15 protein-coding genes are annotated in these 20,206 nt (G+C 75.7%); 10 read left to right on the forward strand and 5 right to left on the reverse strand.

Annotated features, from left to right (window positions below; genetic code table 11):
• Positions 1-22: 22 nt before the first annotated feature.
• Positions 23-1,243: an acetyl-CoA C-acetyltransferase gene (locus V6U77_RS24165; RefSeq protein ID WP_334608927.1), complete on the reverse strand. Its 1,221-nt coding sequence runs from the start codon at positions 1,241-1,243 to the stop codon at positions 23-25.
• 132 nt (positions 1,244-1,375) lie between these two features.
• Here V6U77_RS24165 and V6U77_RS24170 point away from each other — a divergent pair, with 132 nt between their 5' ends.
• The 3 genes from V6U77_RS24170 to V6U77_RS24180 all read left to right on the forward strand — a co-directional run bounded on the left by V6U77_RS24170 (position 1,376) and on the right by V6U77_RS24180 (position 6,017).
• A complete protein-coding gene (locus V6U77_RS24170; protein ID WP_334608928.1) occupies positions 1,376-2,143 on the forward strand; it encodes an SDR family oxidoreductase in 768 nt (255 codons plus the stop codon).
• Between the two features lie 259 nt (positions 2,144-2,402).
• The gene (locus tag V6U77_RS24175; RefSeq protein ID WP_334608930.1) at positions 2,403-3,014 is read left to right on the forward strand and encodes a TetR/AcrR family transcriptional regulator; all 612 of its coding nucleotides are present in this window, start codon (positions 2,403-2,405) and stop codon (positions 3,012-3,014) included.
• A gap of 93 nt (positions 3,015-3,107) precedes the next feature.
• Positions 3,108-6,017 carry a helix-turn-helix transcriptional regulator gene (locus V6U77_RS24180; RefSeq protein ID WP_334608932.1) on the forward strand — a complete coding sequence of 970 codons (2,910 nt, stop codon included), beginning with the start codon at positions 3,108-3,110 and terminating at the stop codon, positions 6,015-6,017.
• 148 nt (positions 6,018-6,165) lie between these two features.
• Here the strand turns inward: V6U77_RS24180 and V6U77_RS24185 are convergent, their stop codons facing one another.
• The 3 genes from V6U77_RS24185 to V6U77_RS24195 are packed head-to-tail and all read right to left on the reverse strand — an operon-like array spanning position 6,166 to position 9,368.
• Complete coding sequence (locus tag V6U77_RS24185; RefSeq protein WP_334608933.1) at positions 6,166-7,239, reverse strand: alcohol dehydrogenase catalytic domain-containing protein; 1,074 nt, start codon at positions 7,237-7,239, stop codon at positions 6,166-6,168.
• Positions 7,236-8,654, reverse strand: coding sequence for an aldehyde dehydrogenase family protein (locus tag V6U77_RS24190; RefSeq protein ID WP_334608934.1), 1,419 nt, complete (start codon positions 8,652-8,654; stop codon positions 7,236-7,238). Before V6U77_RS24190 ends, V6U77_RS24185 begins: the two co-directional genes overlap by 4 nt.
• 48 nt (positions 8,655-8,702) lie before the next feature.
• The gene (locus V6U77_RS24195; RefSeq protein WP_334608935.1) at positions 8,703-9,368 is read right to left on the reverse strand and encodes a TetR/AcrR family transcriptional regulator; all 666 of its coding nucleotides are present in this window, start codon (positions 9,366-9,368) and stop codon (positions 8,703-8,705) included.
• A gap of 89 nt (positions 9,369-9,457) precedes the next feature.
• Between V6U77_RS24195 and V6U77_RS24200 the strand changes: the two genes are divergently transcribed.
• The 5 genes from V6U77_RS24200 (at position 9,458) to V6U77_RS24220 (ending at position 14,103) form a co-directional block, all read left to right on the forward strand.
• Positions 9,458-10,606, forward strand: a complete 1,149-nt coding sequence (locus V6U77_RS24200) for an acyl-CoA dehydrogenase family protein (protein WP_334608936.1) — start codon at positions 9,458-9,460, stop codon at positions 10,604-10,606.
• Positions 10,607-10,621: 15 nt separating this feature from the next.
• Positions 10,622-11,380: a 3-oxoacyl-ACP reductase FabG gene (gene fabG, locus V6U77_RS24205; RefSeq protein WP_334608937.1), complete on the forward strand. Its 759-nt coding sequence runs from the start codon at positions 10,622-10,624 to the stop codon at positions 11,378-11,380.
• Between the two features lie 34 nt (positions 11,381-11,414).
• Positions 11,415-12,587 (forward strand): acyl-CoA dehydrogenase family protein, encoded by a 1,173-nt coding sequence (locus tag V6U77_RS24210; protein ID WP_334608938.1) that lies wholly within the window; start codon positions 11,415-11,417, stop codon positions 12,585-12,587.
• A complete protein-coding gene (locus V6U77_RS24215; RefSeq protein ID WP_334608939.1) occupies positions 12,584-13,051 on the forward strand; it encodes a MaoC family dehydratase in 468 nt (155 codons plus the stop codon). Before V6U77_RS24210 ends, V6U77_RS24215 begins: the two co-directional genes overlap by 4 nt.
• A gap of 224 nt (positions 13,052-13,275) precedes the next feature.
• Complete coding sequence (locus V6U77_RS24220) at positions 13,276-14,103, forward strand: SigB/SigF/SigG family RNA polymerase sigma factor (RefSeq protein ID WP_334608940.1); 828 nt, start codon at positions 13,276-13,278, stop codon at positions 14,101-14,103.
• A gap of 126 nt (positions 14,104-14,229) precedes the next feature.
• On the opposite strand, the gene V6U77_RS24225 is transcribed toward V6U77_RS24220, so the two are convergent.
• Entirely contained in the window at positions 14,230-17,601 is a 3,372-nt protein-coding gene (locus V6U77_RS24225; protein WP_334608941.1) for a BTAD domain-containing putative transcriptional regulator, read from the reverse strand.
• A gap of 247 nt (positions 17,602-17,848) precedes the next feature.
• Between V6U77_RS24225 and V6U77_RS24230 the strand changes: the two genes are divergently transcribed.
• Positions 17,849-18,556 carry a DUF899 domain-containing protein gene (locus tag V6U77_RS24230; protein WP_334608942.1) on the forward strand — a complete coding sequence of 236 codons (708 nt, stop codon included), beginning with the start codon at positions 17,849-17,851 and terminating at the stop codon, positions 18,554-18,556.
• Positions 18,547-20,145, forward strand: coding sequence for an MFS transporter (locus V6U77_RS24235; protein WP_334608943.1), 1,599 nt, complete (start codon positions 18,547-18,549; stop codon positions 20,143-20,145). Before V6U77_RS24230 ends, V6U77_RS24235 begins: the two co-directional genes overlap by 10 nt.
• Positions 20,146-20,206: the final 61 nt, after the last annotated feature.

Below are 20,206 nucleotides of genomic sequence, written 5' to 3' on the forward strand. Positions count from 1 at the left end.
GGCCCGCCACGCCCGGTCGCCGTCAGCTGAGCCGCTCGACGACCATCGCCATGCCCTGACCGCCGCCGACGCACATGGTCTCCAGCCCGATCTCCCGGTCGTGCCAGCGCAGCGAGTTGATCAGCGTGGTGGTGATCCGGGCGCCGGTCATGCCGAACGGGTGGCCCACGGCGATCGCGCCCCCGTTGACGTTGAGCCGCTCCCAGTCGACGCCCAGCTCCCGGGCGCTGGGCAGCACCTGGGCGGCGAACGCCTCGTTGATCTCGACGAGGTCGACGTCGTCGACGGACATGCCGGCACGCCGCAGCGCCTGCCGGGACGCCTCGACCGGCCCGAGCCCCATGATCTCGGGGGAGAGGGCGCTCAGGCCGGTGGAGACGATCCGGGCCAGCGGGGTGATGCCCAGTTCCCGGGCCCGGACGTCGGACATCACGACGAGCGCGGCGGCGCCGTCGTTGAGCGGGCAGCAGTTGCCGGCGGTCACCGTGCCGTCGGGCCGGAACACCGGCGGCAGCGCCGCCACCGCCTCCAGGGTCACCCCGGCGCGCGGCCCGTCGTCGGCGGCCACCACCGCACCGCCGGGCACGGTGACGGGGGTGATCTCCCGGGCCCAGAAGCCGTCGGCGATCGCCTTCTCGGCCAGCAGCTGCGACCGTACGGCGAACTCGTCCTGACTCAGCCGGGACACCCCGCGCAGGTGGGCCACGTTCTCGGCGGTCTGCCCCATCGCGACGTAGACGTCCGGCAGTTCGCCGTCCTCGCGCGGATCGTGCCAGCCCGGCAGGTCGCCGGCGGCCCTGGCCGCCGTACGCGCCAGGGCCTCGACGAAGGCGGGGCTGGTGGTGCCGGGGTGCCCGTCGGCGCGGCCCCGGTCGTAGCGGGAGACGCACTCCACCCCGACCGAGAGGAAGGCGTCGCCCTCGCCCGCGCGGATGGCGTGCAGGGCCATCCGGGTGGTCTGCAACGACGACGAACAGTACCGGTTGACGGTCGTGCCGGGCAGGTGGTCGAGTCCGAGCAGGGTGCCGACCACCCGGGCGAGGTTGTGGCCCTGTTCACCCGCCGGCTGGCCGCAGCCGAGCATCAGGTCGTCGATCTCGCGTGGGTCGAGCGCCGGCACCTGGTCGAGGGCGGCGCGCACGACGGTGGCGGCCAGGTCGTCGGCACGCATGTCCCGCAGGGAACCCTTGTGCGCGCGCCCGATCGGTGACCTGGCGGCGGCGACGATGACGGCTTCAGGCATGGGAGGCGTCCTCTCCGAAGTCAACTATCTGCATCGACAGTGCGGTTATCGAGTCGCGCTGTCAATGGAATGCGAGGCCTCCGCTGATGTCCGTCGTTGACGAGCCATCGAGCCACTCCTAGTATCTGCATCGTGAATGCACATTCGAGGCGGCTCGCGGGGCGGGTCGCCCTCGTCACGGGGGCGAGTCGTGGCATCGGCCTGGCCGTCGCCCGCCGGCTCGTCGCCGAGGGCGCCAGTGTCGGACTGACCGCACGCCACCCGCAGGCCCTGGCCGAGGCGGTCGCGACCCTGGGCGGGCCCGCCCGCGCGGTGGCCGTCGCCGGCCGGGCCGACGACGCGGAGCACCGACGGGCGGCGGTCGACGCCGTGACCGAGGCGTTCGGGCCGGTCGACGTGCTGGTCAACAACGTCGGCATCAACCCGGCGTACGGGTCGCTGGTCGACCTGGACCTGGCGGCGGCCCGCAAGATCCTCGACGTCAACCTGGTCGGCACGCTCGGTTGGGTGCAGCAGGTCGCCGCGGGGATGGGCGAGCGCGGCGGCTGCGTCGTCAACGTCTCCTCGATCGCCGGCCGCACCGCGTCGCCCGGCATCGCCTTCTACGGCGTGAGCAAGGCCGCCGTCGACCACCTCACCGCGTGCCTGGCCGTCGAGCTCGCCCCGAAGGTCCGGGTCAACGCCGTCGCCCCCGCCGTGGTGAGGACCCGCTTCGCGGCGGCGCTGCACGAGGGTCGGGAGGAGGAGGTCGCCCGGGCGTACCCGCTGGGGCGCCTCGGACTGCCGCACGACGTGGCCGGTGCGGTCGCCTTCCTCGCCTCCGACGACGCGGCCTGGATCACCGGGCAGACCCTCGTCCTCGACGGCGGGGTCACCCTCGCCGGCCGGCACGCGGGATGACCCGGTGCCGGCCGCGGCGGTCCCCGCCCCGCGCGGCGTTCCGTCCGGGGCGGCCTCGCCGGCCGGCCAGGACGGCGAGGCCGCCGGTCCCGCCGACGAGCGCGTCGGCCCGGTCGGCGATGCTTCCGTTTCCGTCGGCGAGCGCGTCGGCCCGGTCGGCGATGGCGCCGGGGCGGGGTCGGGCGGTCGCCGCGTCGCCCGTGACTAGACTCGGCGCGGCGGTGCGGGCGACGTGACGGCGATGAGGAGGCGGGCGCGGATGGGCGGTGCCGAGGCGCCGGTGCGGGTCGACGGCAGGACCGCCCGGGCCGAACGCACCCGGGCGGCCATCGTCGAGGCGCATCTGGCGCTCATCTCCGAGGGCGACCTGCGGCCGACCGGCGAGCGCATCGCCGAGCGGGCCGGCATCTCGCTGCGGACGCTCTGGACCAACTTCAAGGACATGGAGACGCTCTTCGAGGCCAGCGGCGCGGAGCTGCTCCGCCAGCAGGACGCCGCCCATCGGCCGATCTCGACGGCGCTGCCGCTGGCCCGGCGGGTCGACGCGTACTGCCGGCAGCGGGCCCGGCTGCTCCAGCTCATCGCACCGTCGGCGCGCGCCGCCCAGATGCGCGAGCCGGTCTCCGGGCAACTGCGCCGCAACCGTCTCAAGCACATCGAGCGGGTCCGCGACGAGGTCGCGCACCTCTTCGCCGCCGAGCTGGAACAGGCCGGCCCGGACCGGGACCAGGTGGTGAACGCGGTGGTGGCCGCGAGCATGTGGCCGGCCTGGTCGATGCTGCGCGACGGGCTCGGGCTGGGCGTGGACCAGGCCCGCGCGGTGATGGCCCGCACGGTCGCCGCGCTGCTGGCGGACATCGGCGCGCGCTGACGCGAGAGCGGGGCGCGGGGCGGTCTTTCCATCGGGCTACCGATAGGTGACACTCGATGCATGGTTACTGCATCGTCAGTGCAATTAACCGTGTTGCGTGGCAGGTCCGAGGAGTGCGCCGCGATCCGGCGCCTGCTGGGCGACCTGCCCGCCGGTGGCGGAGCGCTGCTGGTCCAGGGTGAGCCGGGATCCGGCCGCAGCGCGCTCGTCGACTACGCACACCGGCACGCCGCAGGCTGCACCGTCCTGGCGGGCGCCGGGCTCTGTGAGGAGGCCGGTCTGCCGTACGCCGGGTTGCAGCGGTTGCTGGATCCGGTGCTCGACCGCGCCGGGGCGCTCCCGGAACAACAGCGGCGGGTGCTGCTGCGGGCGCTGGCCGGCGCCGGCTGCCCCGCCCACCGGCACCTGGCGCTGTCCCTGGCCGTGCTCGGCCTGCTCGCCGCCGCCGCGCGGGACCGCCCGCTGCTGTGCACCATGGACGACGTGGACCGGGGCGACCGACCCACCGCGGACGTGCTGGCGTTCGTCGCCCGCCGCCTGCGCCGGTCGCGGGTGGCCGTCCTGCTCACCACGGCCGCGGACGTTCCGCTCGGCGGGATAGCCCGCCACCGGCTGCGCCCGCTCAACGACCGCGACAGCGCCGCCCTGCTCACCGACCGGCTGGCCGGCCGGGCACCCGCGCCGTCCGTGGCCGCCGCGCTCGCTGCGGCGGCCGGGGGTAACCCGCAGGCCCTGGTCGACCTGGCGGAGGTGCTTACCCCAGGCCAGTGTCGCGGGGAGGAGCCGGTGCCCGAGACGCCCCCGCCCGACGGCGGGCTGGGCCGCGCCTACCGCGCCCGGCTGGACCGGCTGCCGGCCGACACCCGCCGCGTCCTGCTGCTCGCCGCGCTCGACGAGGACGGCGAGCCGGCCACCCTGGTCCGGGCCGCCCGGGTCGCCGGCACGGCGATCGAGGCGCTCGCGCCGGCCGAACTCGCGGGCCTGGTCCGCGTCGAGCCGCGGCGCGTCACGTTCCCGCAACCCCTCGTCCGGGCCGTGGTGCGGGCCGCCGCACCGCTGGCCGAGCGGCGCACGGCCCACCTGCTGCTCGCCCGCGTACTCGATCCGCTCGGGCACCGGCTACGCCGGGCGGGGCATCTCGCCGCCGCCGCGCAGGGCCCCGACCCGGTCCTGGCCGCCGAGCTGGAGCAGGCGGCGGCCGAGCACGAGGGCCCGGCGACGGCGGCCTCGGCGGCACTGCACCGAGCCGCCGAACTCAGCGACGATCCGGTACGCGCCGCCGCCCGGCTGGTGGCCGCCGCCCGGTACGCCTGGTCGGCCGGCCTTACCCACCGGACCCGACTGCTGCTGGGGAGCCTGCCCGTCGACGTGGACCCCGCCGTGGCGGGCCGGGCCGGTCTGCTGCGCGGCGAGCTGGAACTGCGCGCCGGCCGACCCCGTTGCGCGCTCACCACACTGCTGGCCGCCGCGGACGCGCTGGCCGCGACCGAGGCCGCGCCGACCGCCACCGGTGTCGCGCCGGTCGCCACGGATCGCGCGCCGGCCGCCGGCAAGGCCGCGCCGGTCGCCACGGACGGCGCGCCGCCTGCCACCCGTGTCGCGCCGGCCGGCACGGATCGCGCCCCGGCCGCCACCGGTGCCGCGTCGGTGGGCGCGGACGGCGCGCTGGTCGACGCCGACCGTGTGCTGGCCCTCGGCGCGCTGGTGCGGGCGGGTGAGGCCGCGTGTTTCGCCGGTGACCAGTACCGCTACGCCGAGGTCGCCCGGCGCGCGGAGCCGTTGCGCCGCCCCGACGACCCGCCCGCGACGGAGCTGCTGAGCTCCTACGTCGCCGGGACGGCGGCGACCCTGCGCGGCGACCACGAGCAGGCCGGCCCCGCGCTGCGCCGGACGGTCGTCCTCGGTGGGCAGCTGACCGGGGCGGCACTGACCCCTGCCGCCCTGACCTGCGCCGCGGCGGCCGGACTGCTGGTGGCCGTGGACGGCGCGGCGCACCGGCTCGCCGAGCGCGCCGTCGAGCTGGCCCGCGAGCGGGGCGAGCTGTCGGCCCTGCCGCGCGCGCTGGAGCTGCGGGCCGCCGCCGAGTACTGGCTGGGCCGGCACGACGCCGCGGTGGACAGCTCCCGGGAGGGGCTGCGGATCGCCCGGGACACCGGCCAGGACAACTGGGCCGGCGTGCACCTGGGCATGTTGGCGGTGCTGGCCGCCGTCCGGGCCGACCGCGACACCAGCCTGCGCCGGATCCGCGAGATCGGGGAGGACCCGGGCGCGCACAGCCGGCCCCGCGCCCTCGCGCAGTGGGCGCTGGCCGTGCTCGACCTGGTCGACAACCGGCCGGCCGCCGCCGCCGCGCGACTCGCCGCGCTGGCCTGCCCCGGCACAGGCCGGGGACAGGTGCTGGTCCTGGTCATGGCCACCCCCTACCTCGTGGAGGCGGCCACCGCCGTCGCGGACCGGCCGGCGGCCGCCGCCGCCCTCGCCGTCTTCGACCGGTGGGCCAGCAGTACGGCGAGCCCGTCGCGCCGGGCTCTCTCCGCGCGCTGCCACGGGCTGCTCGCGCAGCGGGGCAGCGCCGAGGCGGAGCGGGAGTTCCGCACCGCCCTGCGCCTGCACCCGACGGACGCGGGTGCGTTCGAGCGGGCCCGCACCGAGCTGCTCCTGGGCCGGGAACTGCGCCGCAGCCGCCGCCCGCGCGCGGCCCGCGAGCACCTGCACGCCGCCCGCGAGGCGTTCATCCTGCTCGGGGCGGCCACCTGGGCGGAGCAGGCCACCACGGAGCTGCGGGCGGCCGGGGAGTCGGTCGGCCCGCCGGAGGAGTCGGCCGCCCGGCTGCTGACCGGCCAGCAGCTACGGATCGCGCAGCTGGTCGCCGAGGGCGCCACCAACCGGGAGATCGCCGCCCGGATGTTCCTGTCCACCCGTACCGTCGACCACCACCTGCGCAACATCTTCCACCGCCTCAACATCCGCTCCCGCACCGAACTCGCCCGCGCCCTCTCCTGATCCCGCCTCCGCCTCCGCCGCGTCGATCATGGACCTGTGGTGGGCGGTCAGTACCACTTCGCGGCTTTCGTGAGGCACCACAACTGCATGATCGACGCCGGTGAGGGTGGGGTGCGGCGGGGTTAGGGGAGCAGGGGAGGGGGCGAGGTCAGGGGAGGATCACGGTGCGGGCGCCCTCGCCGCGGGACATGCGGGCGAACGCCTCGGGGGCACCGTCGAGGGTGGTGCGGTCGGTGATCAGGTAGCCGAGGTCGAGGCTGCCGTCGAGCACGGCCCGGGCGAGTTCGGGCACGTCCCGGTCCGGGTCGGAGGAGCCGTAGACCGAGGAGCGCAGCGTCCGCGCCGAGTGGAAGATGTCCAGCGCGCCCAGTCCGACGATGTCGTCCTTGGCTCCCATGCCGACGACGGTGACCTGTCCGCCCCGGCGGGTCGCCCGCCAGGCGGTGCGGATCGTGGCGCTGCGCCCGACACACTCCAGCGCGTGGTCGACGCCGCGACCTGCGGTGCGCCCCCGGACCGCCCGGCTGAGCGACTCGTCGGCGAGCAGGAAGTCGGTGGCCCCGGCCGCGGTGGCCAGCGCCGCCTTGGTCGGGGAGACGTCGACGGCGAGCACCGGGTCGGCGCCGGCGGCCCGCGCCGCGGCGACCACCGACAGCCCCACCCCGCCGAGGCCGATCACGGCCACCGACTCGCCGGGGGCCACCTTCGCCGTACGGCGGACCGCGCCGACGCCGGTGAGCACGGCGCAGCCCAGCAACGCCGCCGCCTCGAAGGGCAGCTCTGCCGGGACTCCGATGACGGCGTCCTGCGGCACCACCACCTCCTCGGCGAGGGCGCCGAGGCCGAGCGTGACGTGCAGGGGCTCGCCGGCCGGCGTGCGTCCCCGGGGGGCCGAGGGTGCCCCGGTGCGCTCGCACAGCCACGGCTCGTCCCGCCCGCAGTACCAGCAGTCGCGGCAGGGCGGGGCCCAGTTCAGCACCACGTGCGCGCCCGGCGCGACCCGCGTGACGGCGTCGCCGACCTCGGTCACCACCCCGGCCGCCTCGTGCCCCAGCACCAGCGGGTACGGCGGCGCGAGCGTCCCGTCGACCATGGACAGGTCGGAGTGGCAGACGCCCGCCGCCCGGACGCTGACCCGTACCTCGTGCGGGCCGGGGTCCGGCAGCTCGATCTCCTCCACCAGCAGCGGGGCGTCGACGGCCCGGACGACCAGCGCCCTCATCGCTGGATGGCCTTGACCTGGAGGAACTCCTCGAGCCCGTGCCGGCCCAGCTCCCGGCCGAGGCCGGACTGCTTGTAGCCGCCGAAGGGGGCGAGCGGGTTGAACGGGGCGCCGTTGACGTCGACGGCGCCGGTGCGCAGCCGCCGGGCCACCCGCAGCGCCCGCTCCCCGTCGGCCGACCAGACCGCGCCGGCCAGCCCGTAGCGGGAGTTGTTGGCGACGGCGACCGCCTCGTCGTCGTCGTCGAACGGGATGACCGCGAGGACCGGGCCGAAGACCTCCTCCTGGGCCAGGACGCTGTCGGGGTCGACGTCGGCGATCACCGTCGGGGCGACGAAGTAACCCCGCTCGGGCAGCGGGGCGTCCGGCCCGCCGGCGACGAGCCGGCCCCCGTCGGCCAGTCCTCGGGCGACGTGCTCGCGTACGCGCTCGCGCTGCGCCGCGGAGACCAGCGGGCCGAGCCGGGTGGCCGGATCGAACGGGTCGCCGAGCCGGTAGCCGGCCGCGGCCTTGGCGGCCAGGTCGAGGGCCTCGTCGTAGCGGTCGCGGTGCACCAGCAGCCGGGTCCAGGCGGTGCAGGTCTGCCCGGAGTTGAGGAACGCGTTGCCGACCCCCACCTTCACCGCCGTGACCAGGTCGGCGTCGTCGAGGACGAGGTTGGCCGACTTGCCGCCGAGTTCCAGGGCGACCCGGGCGATCCGGTCGGCGGCGAGGTGGGAGATCCGCCGGCCGGTGGCCGTGGAGCCGGTGAAGGAGACCATGTCGACGTCCGGGTGCGCGGCGATGGCCTCGCCGACGACCGGGCCGGTGCCGGTGACCAGGTTGACCACCCCGGGCGGGAGGCCAGCCTCATGGATGGCGTCGAAGAGCAGGTACGCCGTCAGCGGGGTCAGCTCGCTGGGCTTGAGCACCACCGTGCAGCCGGCGGCCAGGGCGGGGGCCAGTTTCGCGACGACCTGGTGCAGCGGGTAGTTCCACGGGGTGATCGCCCCGACCACGCCGACCGGTTCGCGGACCACCAGCGAGTTGCCGACGGTCTCGTCGGCCGGGGGGCGGGCGGCCAGCTCGACGTAGCTGTGCAGGACCGTCAGCGGCAGGCCGGTCTGGACCCGGCTGGCCACCTTCAGCGGGGTGCCCAGCTCCAGGGCGACGGTGCGGGCGATGTCGTCGGCCCGGGCGGAGAGCGCGGCGTGCAGCCGGTCCAGGCGGGCGGCCCGCTCGGCGGGCGCGGCGTCGGCCCAGGCGGGGAAGGCGGCCCGGGCCGCGGCGACGGCGCGGTCGACGTCGGCGGCGGTGCCGGCCGGCACGGCGGCGACGACCTCCTCGGTCGCCGGGTTCCGCACCGCGACGGTCTCCCCGGCGCCGGCGGCGACCCATTGTCCGTCGAGGTAGAAGTCGGTCCGTGCGAGATCCATCGCGCCCCTCACGTATGTCGGCCGAAACTAGCAGTGCAAGTTTTGACTCTAGTACGCGCCGTCGGCCGGCGGGAGGGGTGGCAGCGGCCCGATGCGCTCCTCGTAGGTGCGCGACAGCCCGTGGATGAGCGCGTCGAGGCCCAGCGCGAAGGCGCCCTCGTCCACCTGCTGCTGGTGCTCGGCCAGCCGGTGGGCCTGGGTCAGGTGCGGGTACTGCTCCGCGTACAACCCCGGGTCCTCGACGAAGCCCCGGGCGAACGAGCCCAGCGCCGAGCCGGCCACGAAGTAGCGCATGAGCGCGCCGACGTGGGTCGCCCGCGCCGGTGGCCACCCGGCGGCGACCAGCCCGCCGTAGACGGCGTCGGCCATGGCCAGTGCCGCCGGCCGGCGCCCCGGCCCCCGGGCCAGGTACGGCACGATGTTCGGGTGGGCGGCGAGCGCCGCACGGTAGGAGTGCCCCCACCGGCGCAGCGCCTCGCGCCAGTCGACGCTGCCGAAGTACGACACGTCCACCTGCCCGGTGACGCTGTCGGCCACCGCGTCGAGGATCTCGTCCTTCGTGGCGAAGTGGTTGTAGAGCGACGGCCCGCGTACCCCGAGCTCGGCGGCGAGCCGGCGGGTGGAGAAGCCCTCCAGCCCCTCCGCGTCGATCAGCGCGGCGGCGGTCTCGACGATCCGCTGCCGGCTGAGCAGCGCCTGCCGCGGCCGGGGCATCCGGTCCTCCTTCGTCGGGGCGGTCCGTCCCAGACTCTGCCACAACCGGGTCTGGACGGAATTAAACTTGCACCGCTAGTTTAAAGCTCATGGATCTGGAACTCTCCGCCGAGCAGGCGGCGGTGCGCCGGCTCGCCGCCGACTTCGTCGACCGCGAGGTGGTGCCGCACACGGCCACCTGGGACCGCCGGGAGTCCGTCGACCCCGACATCGTCGGCAAGCTCGGCGACCTCGGCTTCCTGGGCCTCACCATCGGCGAGGACGACGGCGGCTCGGGCGGCGACCACCTCTCCTACTGCCTCGTGCTGGAGGAGCTCGGCCGGGGCGACTCCGCCGTGCGCGGCATCGTCTCGGTCTCCCTCGGGCTGGTCGCCAAGTCCGTCGCCGCGCACGGGACCCCGGCCCAGCGGGAGCAGTGGCTACCCCGGCTCTGCTCCGGCGCGGCGCTCGGCTGCTTCGCGCTCACCGAGCCGGACAGCGGCTCCGACGCCGCCGCGCTGACCACCCGGGCGGTGCGCGACGGCGCCGACTGGCTGATCACCGGCGCGAAGATGTTCATCACCAACGGCACCACGGCCGACGTCGCGCTGGTCTTCGCCCGCACCGGCGGCCCGGGGCACCGGGGCATCAGCGCGTTCCTGGTGCCCACCGACGCGCCGGGCCTGACCCGCCGCGAGATCCACGGCAAGCTGGGCCTGCGCGGGCAGGCCACCGGGGAGCTGCGCTTCGACGCCGTACGGGTGCCGGAGTCGGCCCTCCTCGGCGAGGAGGGCGCCGGCTTCCGGCTCGCGCTGGCCACCCTGGCCAAGGGCCGGATGTCCGTGGCCGCCGGCTGCGTCGGCATCGCCCAGGGCTGCCTGGACGCGGCCGTCGGCTACGCCGGCCAGCGCACCCAGTTCGGCAAGCCCATCGCCGCCCACCAGCTCGTGCAGCAACTGCTCGCCGCCATCGCCGTCGACACCGACGCCGCGCGGCTGCTGGTGTGGCGGGTGGCCGACCTGATCGACCGGGGTCAGCCGTTCGCCACCGAGGCGTCGACGGCCAAGCTCTTCGCCAGCGAGGCCGCCGTGCGCGCGGCCAACAACGCGGTCCAGGTCTTCGGCGGCTACGGCTACATCGACGAGTACCCGGTCGGCAAGTACCTGCGCGACGCCCGCGTCGCCACCCTCTACGAGGGCACCAGCCAGATCCAGCAGCTGCTCATCGGACGCGCGCTCACCGGCGTCAACGCCTTCTAGAGTCAGGGAGAAACCGTGACCAGATTCGCCGACCGGGTCGCCGTCGTCACCGGCGCCGCGCAGGGCATCGGCGCGGCCACCGCGCACCGGCTGGCCGCCGAGGGCGCGGCGGTCGCCGTGGTCGACCTCGACGCGACGCGCGCCGGGGCCGTGGCCGACGAGATCGCCGCCGCCGGTGGCCGGGCCGTCGGCATCGGCTGCGACGTGACCGACGCCGGGGCGGTCGCCGCCATGACCGATCAGGTCCTCCAGGCGTACGGCGGGCTGCACGTGCTCGTCAACAACGCCGGGATCACCCGCGACAACCTGCTGTTCAGGATGGCGCTGCCCGAGTGGGAGGCGGTGCTGAGGACCAACCTGACGAGCATGTTCCTCTGCTGCCAGGCGGCGCAGGAGCACATGGTGGCGGCCCGCTACGGCCGGATCGTCAACCTCAGCAGCCGCTCCGCGCTCGGCAACCGGGGCCAGGTCAACTACGCGGCGGCCAAGGCCGGCGTGCAGGGCCTGACCGCCACCCTGGCCGTCGAGCTGGGCCCGTTCAACGTCACCGTCAACGCGGTCGCCCCCGGCTACGTCGCCACCGCGATGACCGCGGCCACCGCCGAGCGGGTGGGCAGCAGCCCCGAGGAGCACCAGCGGGCGGTCGCCGAGCACACCCCGCTGCGCCGGGTCGCCCAGCCGGCCGAGATCGCCTCGGTGATCGCCTTCCTGGCCAGCGACGACGCCTCGTACGTCAGTGGCCAGACCCTGTACGTCAACGGCGGCGCGCGCTGAGTCGCGCACACCACCGCACCGACCCGGAGGGGACATGGACTTCGCGCTCTCGGACACCGAACGGGCCATCCGCGACACGGCCCGCGACTTCATCACCAGGGAGGTCATGCCGCTGGAGCCGGAGCTGCTGCGGCGCGAACGCGCCCACCGGCCCGGGCTGGAGCCCGACGAGCTGCGCGAGCTGCAGCTCAAGGCGCGGGCGTTCGGCTTCTGGGGGCTGGCCACCCCGGAGGAGTACGGCGGCATGGACCTGCCCGCCGTCACCCAGTCGCTGATCTGGACCGAACTCGGCCGTTCGTACGTGCCGTTCCGCTTCGGCGGCGAGGCCGACAACATCCTGTTCCGGGCCAACGATGCGCAGAAGCGGGAGTTCCTGGTCCCGACGATCGAGGGGGAGCGGCGCAGCTGCTTCGCGATCACCGAGCCGGGCGCGGGGTCCGACGCGGCCAACATCCGGCTCAGCGCCCGCCGCGACGGCGGCGACTGGGTGCTCAACGGCGAGAAGACCTTCATCACCGGCGGCAACGAGGCCGACTTCGCCATCGTCATCGCGGTCACCGACCGGGAGAAGGGCGCCCGCAACGGCGGCGCCACCGCCTTCCTGGTGGACCGGGCGATGGGCTGGCGCTCGGAGTTCATCCAGACCATGGGCGAGGGCGGGCCGGCCGCGCTGGTCTTCGACGACGTACGGGTGCCGGAGCGTAACATCCTCGGCGAGCCCGGCCAGGGCTTCACCCTCGCGATGGAGTGGATCGGCAAGGGGCGCTACACCATCCCCTCGCACGCCGTCGGCATCGCCGAGCGGGCGCTGCGCATGGCGATCGACCACGCCACCACCCGCCAGACGTTCGGCCGGCCGATCGGCGACAACCAGGCGATCCAGTGGATGATCGCCGACTCCGAGACCGAGCTGGAGGCGGCCCGCTGGCTCATCCTGCGGGCGGCCTGGACGGTGGACCAGGGCATGGACCCGCGGCACGCGTCCTCGATGGCGAAGCTCTACGGCGCCGGCATGGTCAACCGGGTGGTCGACCGGGTGCTGCAGATCCACGGCGGCATGGGCTACACCCGGGAACTGCCCGTGGAGCGGTGGTACCGGCAGGTCCGGCTCTACCGGATCTTCGAGGGCACCGACGAGATGCAGCGGCTCATCATCGCGCGGGACCTGCTGCGCGGCTACACCCGACTGGGAGGGCACCTGGCATGAGGACCTTCGACTCCGTCGACGAGCTGGCCGCCGCGGTGGGGGAGACCCTCGGCCCGGGGCCGTGGCAGCGGATCGAGCAGGGGCGCGTCGAACTGTTCGCCGACGCCACCGACGACCACCAGTGGATCCACCTCGACGCGGCGCGGGCGGCCGACGGCCCGTACGGCGGCACGGTCGCCCACGGTTTCCTGACCCTGTCGCTGCTGCCGGCGCTGGTGGGCCGGCTCTACCGCGTGCGGGGCGTGCGGATGGGGGTCAACTACGGGCTCAACCGGGTGCGGTTCCCCGCTCCGGTCCGGGTCGGTACGGCGATCCGGGCGGTCGCCACCATCGCGGAGGTGTCCCCGGTGACCGGCGGGGTGCAGCTGGTCACCGCCGCGACCGTGGAGTGCGACGCCGGCGGCAAGCCGGTCTGCGTCGCCGAGACGGTGAGCCGGCTCTACGTGGGAACGGCCGCCTCCTGAGCCCCGCCGAGACCGCCTCCCGGGCCTCGGCGACGGCCCCTCCCGAGGCCCGGTGGCGCCACCGCCCGTGGCGTACGGCACACGGACGAGGCTCCGTCTGGGAAAATTTGTCCCTTTCATCCATCGGCCGTTCGGTTGATATGGAGGCAGCCGTTGGTCTAGGGTGATGGCACTGCGGTCGCCGGTTCCCGGCGTCGCGGCATCTGTGGCACAGGAAGGGCAGCATGATCACCACGACGACCGCGCCGAGCACCACCACCACCACCACCATCACCGACGCCGCTCCCACGGTCTCCGGTGACGAGACCCGCGCGAGCGAGCTGACCGCCGCCCTCTGCGCCCTGCCGGAGGGGCACCCCGACCGGCCGGCGCTGCGGGCGCGGGTGATCGAGGCGTGGCTGCCGCTGGCCCAGCACCTCGCCTTCCGCTACAGCGGGCGCGGCGAGCCCAACGGCGACCTGGCCCAGACCGCCGCCCTCGGGCTGATCAAGGCCGTGGACCGGTTCGACGCCTCCCGCGGTGTCGACTTCGCCGGCTTCGCCATCCCGACGATCCTCGGTGAGATCAAGCGCCACTTCCGCGACCGCACCTGGAACATCCGGGTCCCGCGCCGCCTGCAGGAGCTGCGGCTGCGCATCTCCGAGGCCAACGGCACCCTCACCCAGACGCTCAACCGCGCGCCCACCGTCGCCGACATCGCCACCCACCTCGGCGTCACGGAGGAAGAGGTCCTGGAGGGGCTCGAGGGCGCCCGCGCCTACAACGCCGTCTCCCTGTCCACCCCCATCGGCGACGGCGACAGCGGCACCGAACTCGGCGACACCCTGGGCGGCGAGGACGGCGAGTTCGAGCTGGCCGAGCTGCGGGTGGCCCTCGGCCCGGCGCTCGCCACGCTCGACGAGCGCGAGCAGAAGATCCTGACTCTGCGTTTCTACGGCAACCTGACCCAGAGCGAGATCGCCGCGCAGGTCGGGGTCTCCCAGATGCACGTCTCCCGCCTGCTCGCCCGCGCGCTGGGCAAGCTGCGCGGCCAGCTCGAGGGCAGCCGCTGACGGACCACCGGGGCCCGGGGCCGAATTGGCCCTCCGGCACCCTCTCGCGACAGCGTCCACGTCCGCCTCGCCGCACCCGGCGGGGCGGACGCGGCGTATGCGGGCGTGCGACGCGTCCGGGGGAGCTCACGCGGGCCGGGGAAGTCCGGCCACCAGCGACCGGCAGGCGTCGTCCGGCGAGAGCGCCGTGCCCCGGTCGAACTCCGCCGAGAACGCCACCGGACCGAGCGCCTTCCGCGCGGCGCCGCTGATCCGGTCGACGTCGCTCCGCTCCCCGGCCGGCAGCGGCGCACCCACCGCGGCGCGCGCCATGGCCGCCGAGCCGAGCAGCCGGGCGGCGTCAGCGTGCCGGCCGTCGAGCGTCGCCGTCCCGGCCAGCCCCTCCAGCGCGAGCGCCTGCGCCCGGGGATCGCCGAGGGCGGTGGCGACCTCGAACGCCTCGGCGTGCAACTCGCGCGCGGCCCGCACGGCGCCCCGCTGTTCGGCGACGAAGCCCAGCTCGGCCAGGAGCAGGGTGCGCACCACGTCGGCGTACAGGCCCGGCTGGCGGGTCCACTCGAGCACGCCCCGCAGCAGCTCCTCGGCGGCGTCCAGCCGGCCCTCGCGACGGGCCCCGAGCCCGAGACCGATCTGCGCGTACAGCTCCCCGGGCTTGAAGTGCTGCTCCGCGGCCAGCCGCAGCGCCCGCTCGTGGAACTCCCGCGCCCGGTCGTGGTCGCCCGTGAGCAGCGCGATCCGGCCCAGGCCGGAGAGCCGGTCGGAGGCCTCCAGCCACAGTCCGAGCTCCTCGGCCATCCGCAGGCCCTCCCGGTGCAGCCTGGCCGCCTCCGGGTAGTCGCCGATCGCCTCCGCCCGGGCGGCGAGCGCGAAGGACGCCTGGAGCTGGCCCCACCGGTCGCCCAACTCGCGGAACAGCGCCACACCGCGTCCACCGTCCCGGCCGGCCGCCGCCAGGTCACCCCGGGACTGGGCGTGCCCCGCCCGCAGGCTCAGCGCGGTGGCCGTCCCCCACCGGTCACCGAGCCGCTCGAAGTGCGCCAGCGCGTCGTCGACCAGCTCCTCGCTCGCGGTGACGTCACCCGCGTTGAGCAGGGCGAGACCGAGGAAACAGGCGGCCCTGGCCCGCCCGGCCGGATCCTCGTCCGGTGGCCAGCCAGCCAGCGCCGGTGCCACCAGCGGGGCGTGGTCGCCCCCGGTCTCGAGCAGGGCGAACCCGGCCCGCCAGCAGACCGCCGACGCCCGCAGCGCCGCCGGCGCGGGCCCGCGCACGGCGAGCGCCACCTCGAGTGACCGGCGCGCCTCGCGCAGCCGGCCGCGCAGGTACCGGTACCAGGCCAGCGCGGTCGCCAGCTCCAGCGCGTCGGCCGCGTCGCCGTCGACGCGCGCGCCGTCCAGCGCGAGGCGCAGGTTGGCCGTCTCCTGGTCGAGCCGTGCCAGCCAGCGCCGCTGCGTCGACCCGCGCAGCCCGTCGTCGGCCCGCCGGGCCAGCTCGACGTAGTGCCGCCGGTGGCGCCGGCGCAGCGCCGCCACCTCGTCGGCCTCCCGCAGCCGCGCCAGGCAGTACGCGGCGACCGATTCGAGCAGCCGGTAGCGCGGCTCGCCGGCACCCTCGGTCATCACGACCAGTGAGCGGTCCACCAACCGGACCAGCAGCCCGAGCACGTCGTCGGCGGGCAGGTCTCGGTCGGCGCACACCGCCTCCGCGGCCTCCAACGTGCAGCCGTCGGCGTGCGCGGCCAACCGCCGCAGCACCGCCCGCTCCGGGTCGGAGAGCAGCTCCCAGCTCCAGTCGAGCATCGCGCGCAGGGTCTGCTGGCGCGGCGGGACGCCCCGGCGGCCTCCGGAGAGCAGCCGGAACCGGTCGTCCAACCGGGCGACCAGCCCGCGTACGCCCAGCGCGCGGACCCGGGTGGCGGCCAGCTCCAGCGCCAGCGGGACCGCGTCGAGGCGGCGGCAGAGCTCGGCGACGTCGCGGGCGTTGGCCGCGTCGAGGACGAAGCCGGGGACGGCCGCGGCGGCGCGGGCGACGAAGAGCTGCACCGCGCTGGAACGGGCCAGCACCGCAGGCTCGGTGGCATCCGGGGCGGGCAGCTCCAGCGGGGGCACCGGCCAGACCCGCTCGCCCGCCAGGCCGAGCGGGTCCTGGCTGGTGGCCAGCAGGCGTACGCCCGGGGCGTGTCGCAGCACCCGCTGGGCCAGCTCGGCGACCGGCTCCACGACGTGCTCGCAGTTGTCGAGCACCAGCAGCAGGTCCCGGTCACGCAGGGCGTCGACGAGGCGGTCGGCGGGGGTGGCCGGGGCGCCCGTGGGGCCGGGCTCGCCGGCCCCGGTGTCGCGGATGCCGAGCACGGCCAGCAGCGATCCGGCCAGCGCGGCGGGGTCGCCGGGGCGCAGCGGCGCCAGCTCGACCAGCCAGACCCCGTCCCGGTACGCCTCGACGAGCCGGTGGGCAGCCTCGACGGCCAGCCGGGTCTTGCCCACCCCTCCGGAGCCGGCGAGGGTGACCAGCCGTCCGACGCGCAGCGCCTCGTGGACCTGGCGGACGGCCTCCGCGCGCCCGACCAGGGGGGTCAGCGCGACGGGCAGGTTGGTGCGCGGTGGCGCCGGCGCGGCGGCCCCCGGGCGCGGCGGACCGCCGGGGCCCGTCCGGCCCGCGCGGTCGTCGGCACCCGGCGCGGACGAAGGGTGCGGGCCGTCCGTGCCGGTGGCGGGACCGCTGGCGGGTGGCGTCGCCGTCGCCGGATCGGTGAGCAGCGCCGGGTCGTGCGCCAGGATCGCCCGGTGCAGGGCCACCAGCTCGGGACCGGGATCCAGGCCCAGCTCACCGGCGAGCTGCCGACGGAAGCGGGCGTAGCTCTCCAGTGCCTCGCCCTGCCGGCCGGCCCGGTAGAGGGCCCGCAGGTGCAGGGCGCGCGCCCGTTCCCGGAACGGGTGCCGCGCCACCAGGTCGGCGAGCTCCCCGACTAGGTGGTGGTGCTCGCCCAGGGCGAGCCGGGCCTCGCCCCGCGTCTCGACGGCCACCAGCCGCTGCTCCTCCAGCCGGCTGGACAGGGACAGCGTGAACGGCTCGTCGGCGAAGTCGGCCAGCACCGGCCCGCGCCACAGCGCCAGGGCCTCGTCCAGCAACGCGACCCGCTCGCGCCACCCGGGCGTGGCGGCGGCCCGCTCGACCAGCGCGGCGAACCGTTCGGCGTCGGTCCGTTCCGCCCCGGTGCGCAGCAGGTAGCCCGGTGGGCGTGACACCACCAGCTCCCGGCCGCCGTCCTCGGCGGCCTGCAACGCCCGCCGCAGCCGCCAGACCTTGGTCTGCAGGGCGCCGGTGGGGTCGGCCGGTGGCCGGTCGCCCCACAGGTCCTCGATCAGCTGACCGACGGACACCGGGCGGCCCTGGTGCGCCAGCAGGTCGGCGAGCAGGGCGCGGACCTTCAGGTCGGGCACGACGACCGGCGCGCCGGCCGTCGTCCGCACGGCCAGCGGACCGAGGAGCCCGAAACGCATGGCGTCACCGTAACGCAGCGCACCGACGACGGACCGTCACGGTGGACCGGGAGTGCACGGGGAGCGCACCGGGAGTGCACCGGGAGCGCATGGGGAGCGGCGCCGGGCACGGTGGGACGGGCGACGGGTCGGCCCGCGCGTCCGGCCGGCGTCCGCCAGGTGCGGCGCCGCCCGTGCCGGCGCCCGCCGCCGGGCCCGCCGCCGGACCCGGCAGGCGGACGTCCGTGAGCCACGAATGGAGAAGCACATGAATCTGCCACCGGTCGTGTCGCGGTCGGAGTGGGAGGCCGCGCGGGAGCGGCTGCTGGCCAGGGAGAAGGAGGCCACCCGCGCCCACGACGCGCTGGCCGCCGAGCGGCGCACGATGCCGATGACCCGGGTCGACGGGGACCACGTCCTGGAGGGCCCGGACGGTCCGGCCCGCCTGGTCGACGTCTTCGACGGCCGACGGCAGTTGATCGTCTACCACTTCATGCTCGCGCCGGGGGAGTCGCACCCCTGCGAGGGGTGTGCGATGTTCGTCGACAACCTCGGTCACCCCGTCCACCTGCACGCCCGGGACACCAGCCTCGCGCTCGTCTCGCGGGCGCCGCTGGCGGAGATCATCTCGTTCCGGCAGCGGATGGGCTGGACGCTGCCCTGGTACTCGTCGTACGGCACCGACTTCAACACCGACCTCGGGGTCAGCTCGGCGGCGGGGGAGTCGTTCGGGCTGAGCGTCTTCCTGCGCGACGCCGACGTGGTGTACCGCACCTACTTCACCACCGCGCGGGGCGTGGAGGCGCTCGGCAGCAACTGGACGCTGCTCGACCTCACCCCGCTGGGCCGCCAGGAGACCTGGGAGGACACCCCGGACGGACGCCCGCAGGGCGAGCCGTACGACTGGTGGCGGCTGCACGACGAGTACGGGGCCCAGGCACCGGCCGGCGCGCAGGGAGCAGCAGGATGGCGGTGACCGCGAGCGGGGTGGCACCCGGCGCCGGCCGCCGCGAGTGGATCGGCCTGGCCGTGCTCACGCTGCCCACCCTGCTGCTCTCGCTGGATCTCAACGTCCTCTACCTGGCGCTGCCCCAGCTGAGCGCCGCCCTTGCGCCGGACGCCGCCCAGCTGCTCTGGATCATGGACATCTACGGCTTCATGATCGCCGGATTCCTGGTGACCATGGGTACCCTCGGCGACCGGATCGGGCGCCGCCGGCTGCTCATGATCGGCGCGGCGGCCTTCGGCGTGGCGTCGGTGATCGCGGCCTACTCCACCAGCGCCGAGATGCTGATCGCCACCCGGGCGCTGCTGGGGGTGGCCGGGGCGACCCTGATGCCCGCCACGCTGTCGCTGATCAGCAACATGTTCCGTGACGCGCGGCAGCGCACCACGGCCATCGGCCTCTGGATGAGCTGCTTCATGATCGGCGCGATCGTCGGGCCGCTGGTCGGCGGCGTACTGCTGGAGTCGTTCTGGTGGGGCGCGGTCTTCCTGTTGGGCGTACCGGTGATGGTCCTGCTGCTGGTGGCCGCGCCGCTGCTGCTGCCGGAGTACCGCAACCCGGAGGCTGGCCGGGTCGACCTGTTCAGCGTGCTGCTGTCGCTGGCCACCGTCCTGCCCTTCGTGTACGGCCTGAAGGAGCTGGCCAAGGACGGCGTCGGCGCCCGGCCGGTGCTCGCGATGGTCGCCGGCGTGGCGGTCGGCGTGGCCTTCGTCGCCCGCCAACGTCGCCTCGACAGCCCGCTGCTCGACGTGCGGCTGTTCACCGACCGGACCTTCAGCGCCGCCCTGGGCGTCATGCTGCTCGGCGGGGCGACCATCGGCGGTGTCGCGCTGCTCTTCGCGCAGTACGCCCAGCTGGTCGAGGGCCTCTCCCCGCTGCGGGCCGGGCTCTGGATGCTGCCGTACGCGGTGTCCATGCTGATCGGCTCGATGCTGGCGCCGGTGCTCGCGCGGAGGTTCGCCCCGGGCCACGTGGTCGCCGGCGGTATGGCGATCGCCGCGGTCGGCTTCGCGCTGCTGAGCCGGGTGGGCGCCGCCGACGGGCTCGGCCTAGCGGTGACCGGCCTGGTGATCGTCTACCTCGGTTTCGGTCCCGGTGCCGTGCTGGGCACTGACCTGATCATCGGGGCGGCGCCGCCCGAGCGGGCCGGCTCGGCGTCGTCGATGTCGGAGACGAGCACCGAGTTGGGCGTGGCACTCGGCGTCGCGGTGCTGGGCAGCGTCGGCACCGCCGTCTACCGGGGTGAGATCGCCCCCGCCCTGCCCGGCGACCTGCCCGCGCGGGTGCGGGAGGCGGCCGGCGAGTCGCTGGCCGGGGCGAGCGCGGTGACCGGGCAGCTCCCCGCGCAGACCGGCGACGCGCTGCTCGAGGCCGCCCGGGCGGCGTTCACCAGCGGGTTCAACGTGGCCGGGACGGTCAGCGCGGTGCTCGCGGTGATCCTGGCCGTGCTCTCGGCGCTGCTGCTGCGGCGCGTGCGCCCGGCCGACGAGCCGGCCGGTGCCGCCCCGGCGGCCCTGGCCGACGGCACCGACGAGGCGTCCGCGTCGGCCCGGGGCTGAACCGGTAGGGGCGCGCGCCGCCGTCGACGGCGGCGGGCGGCTCGCCGACGCCGCCCCCGGT

It is taken from the genome of Micromonospora sp. CPCC 205546, assembly GCF_036902715.1.
Lineage (GTDB): Bacteria > Actinomycetota > Actinomycetes > Mycobacteriales > Micromonosporaceae > Micromonospora.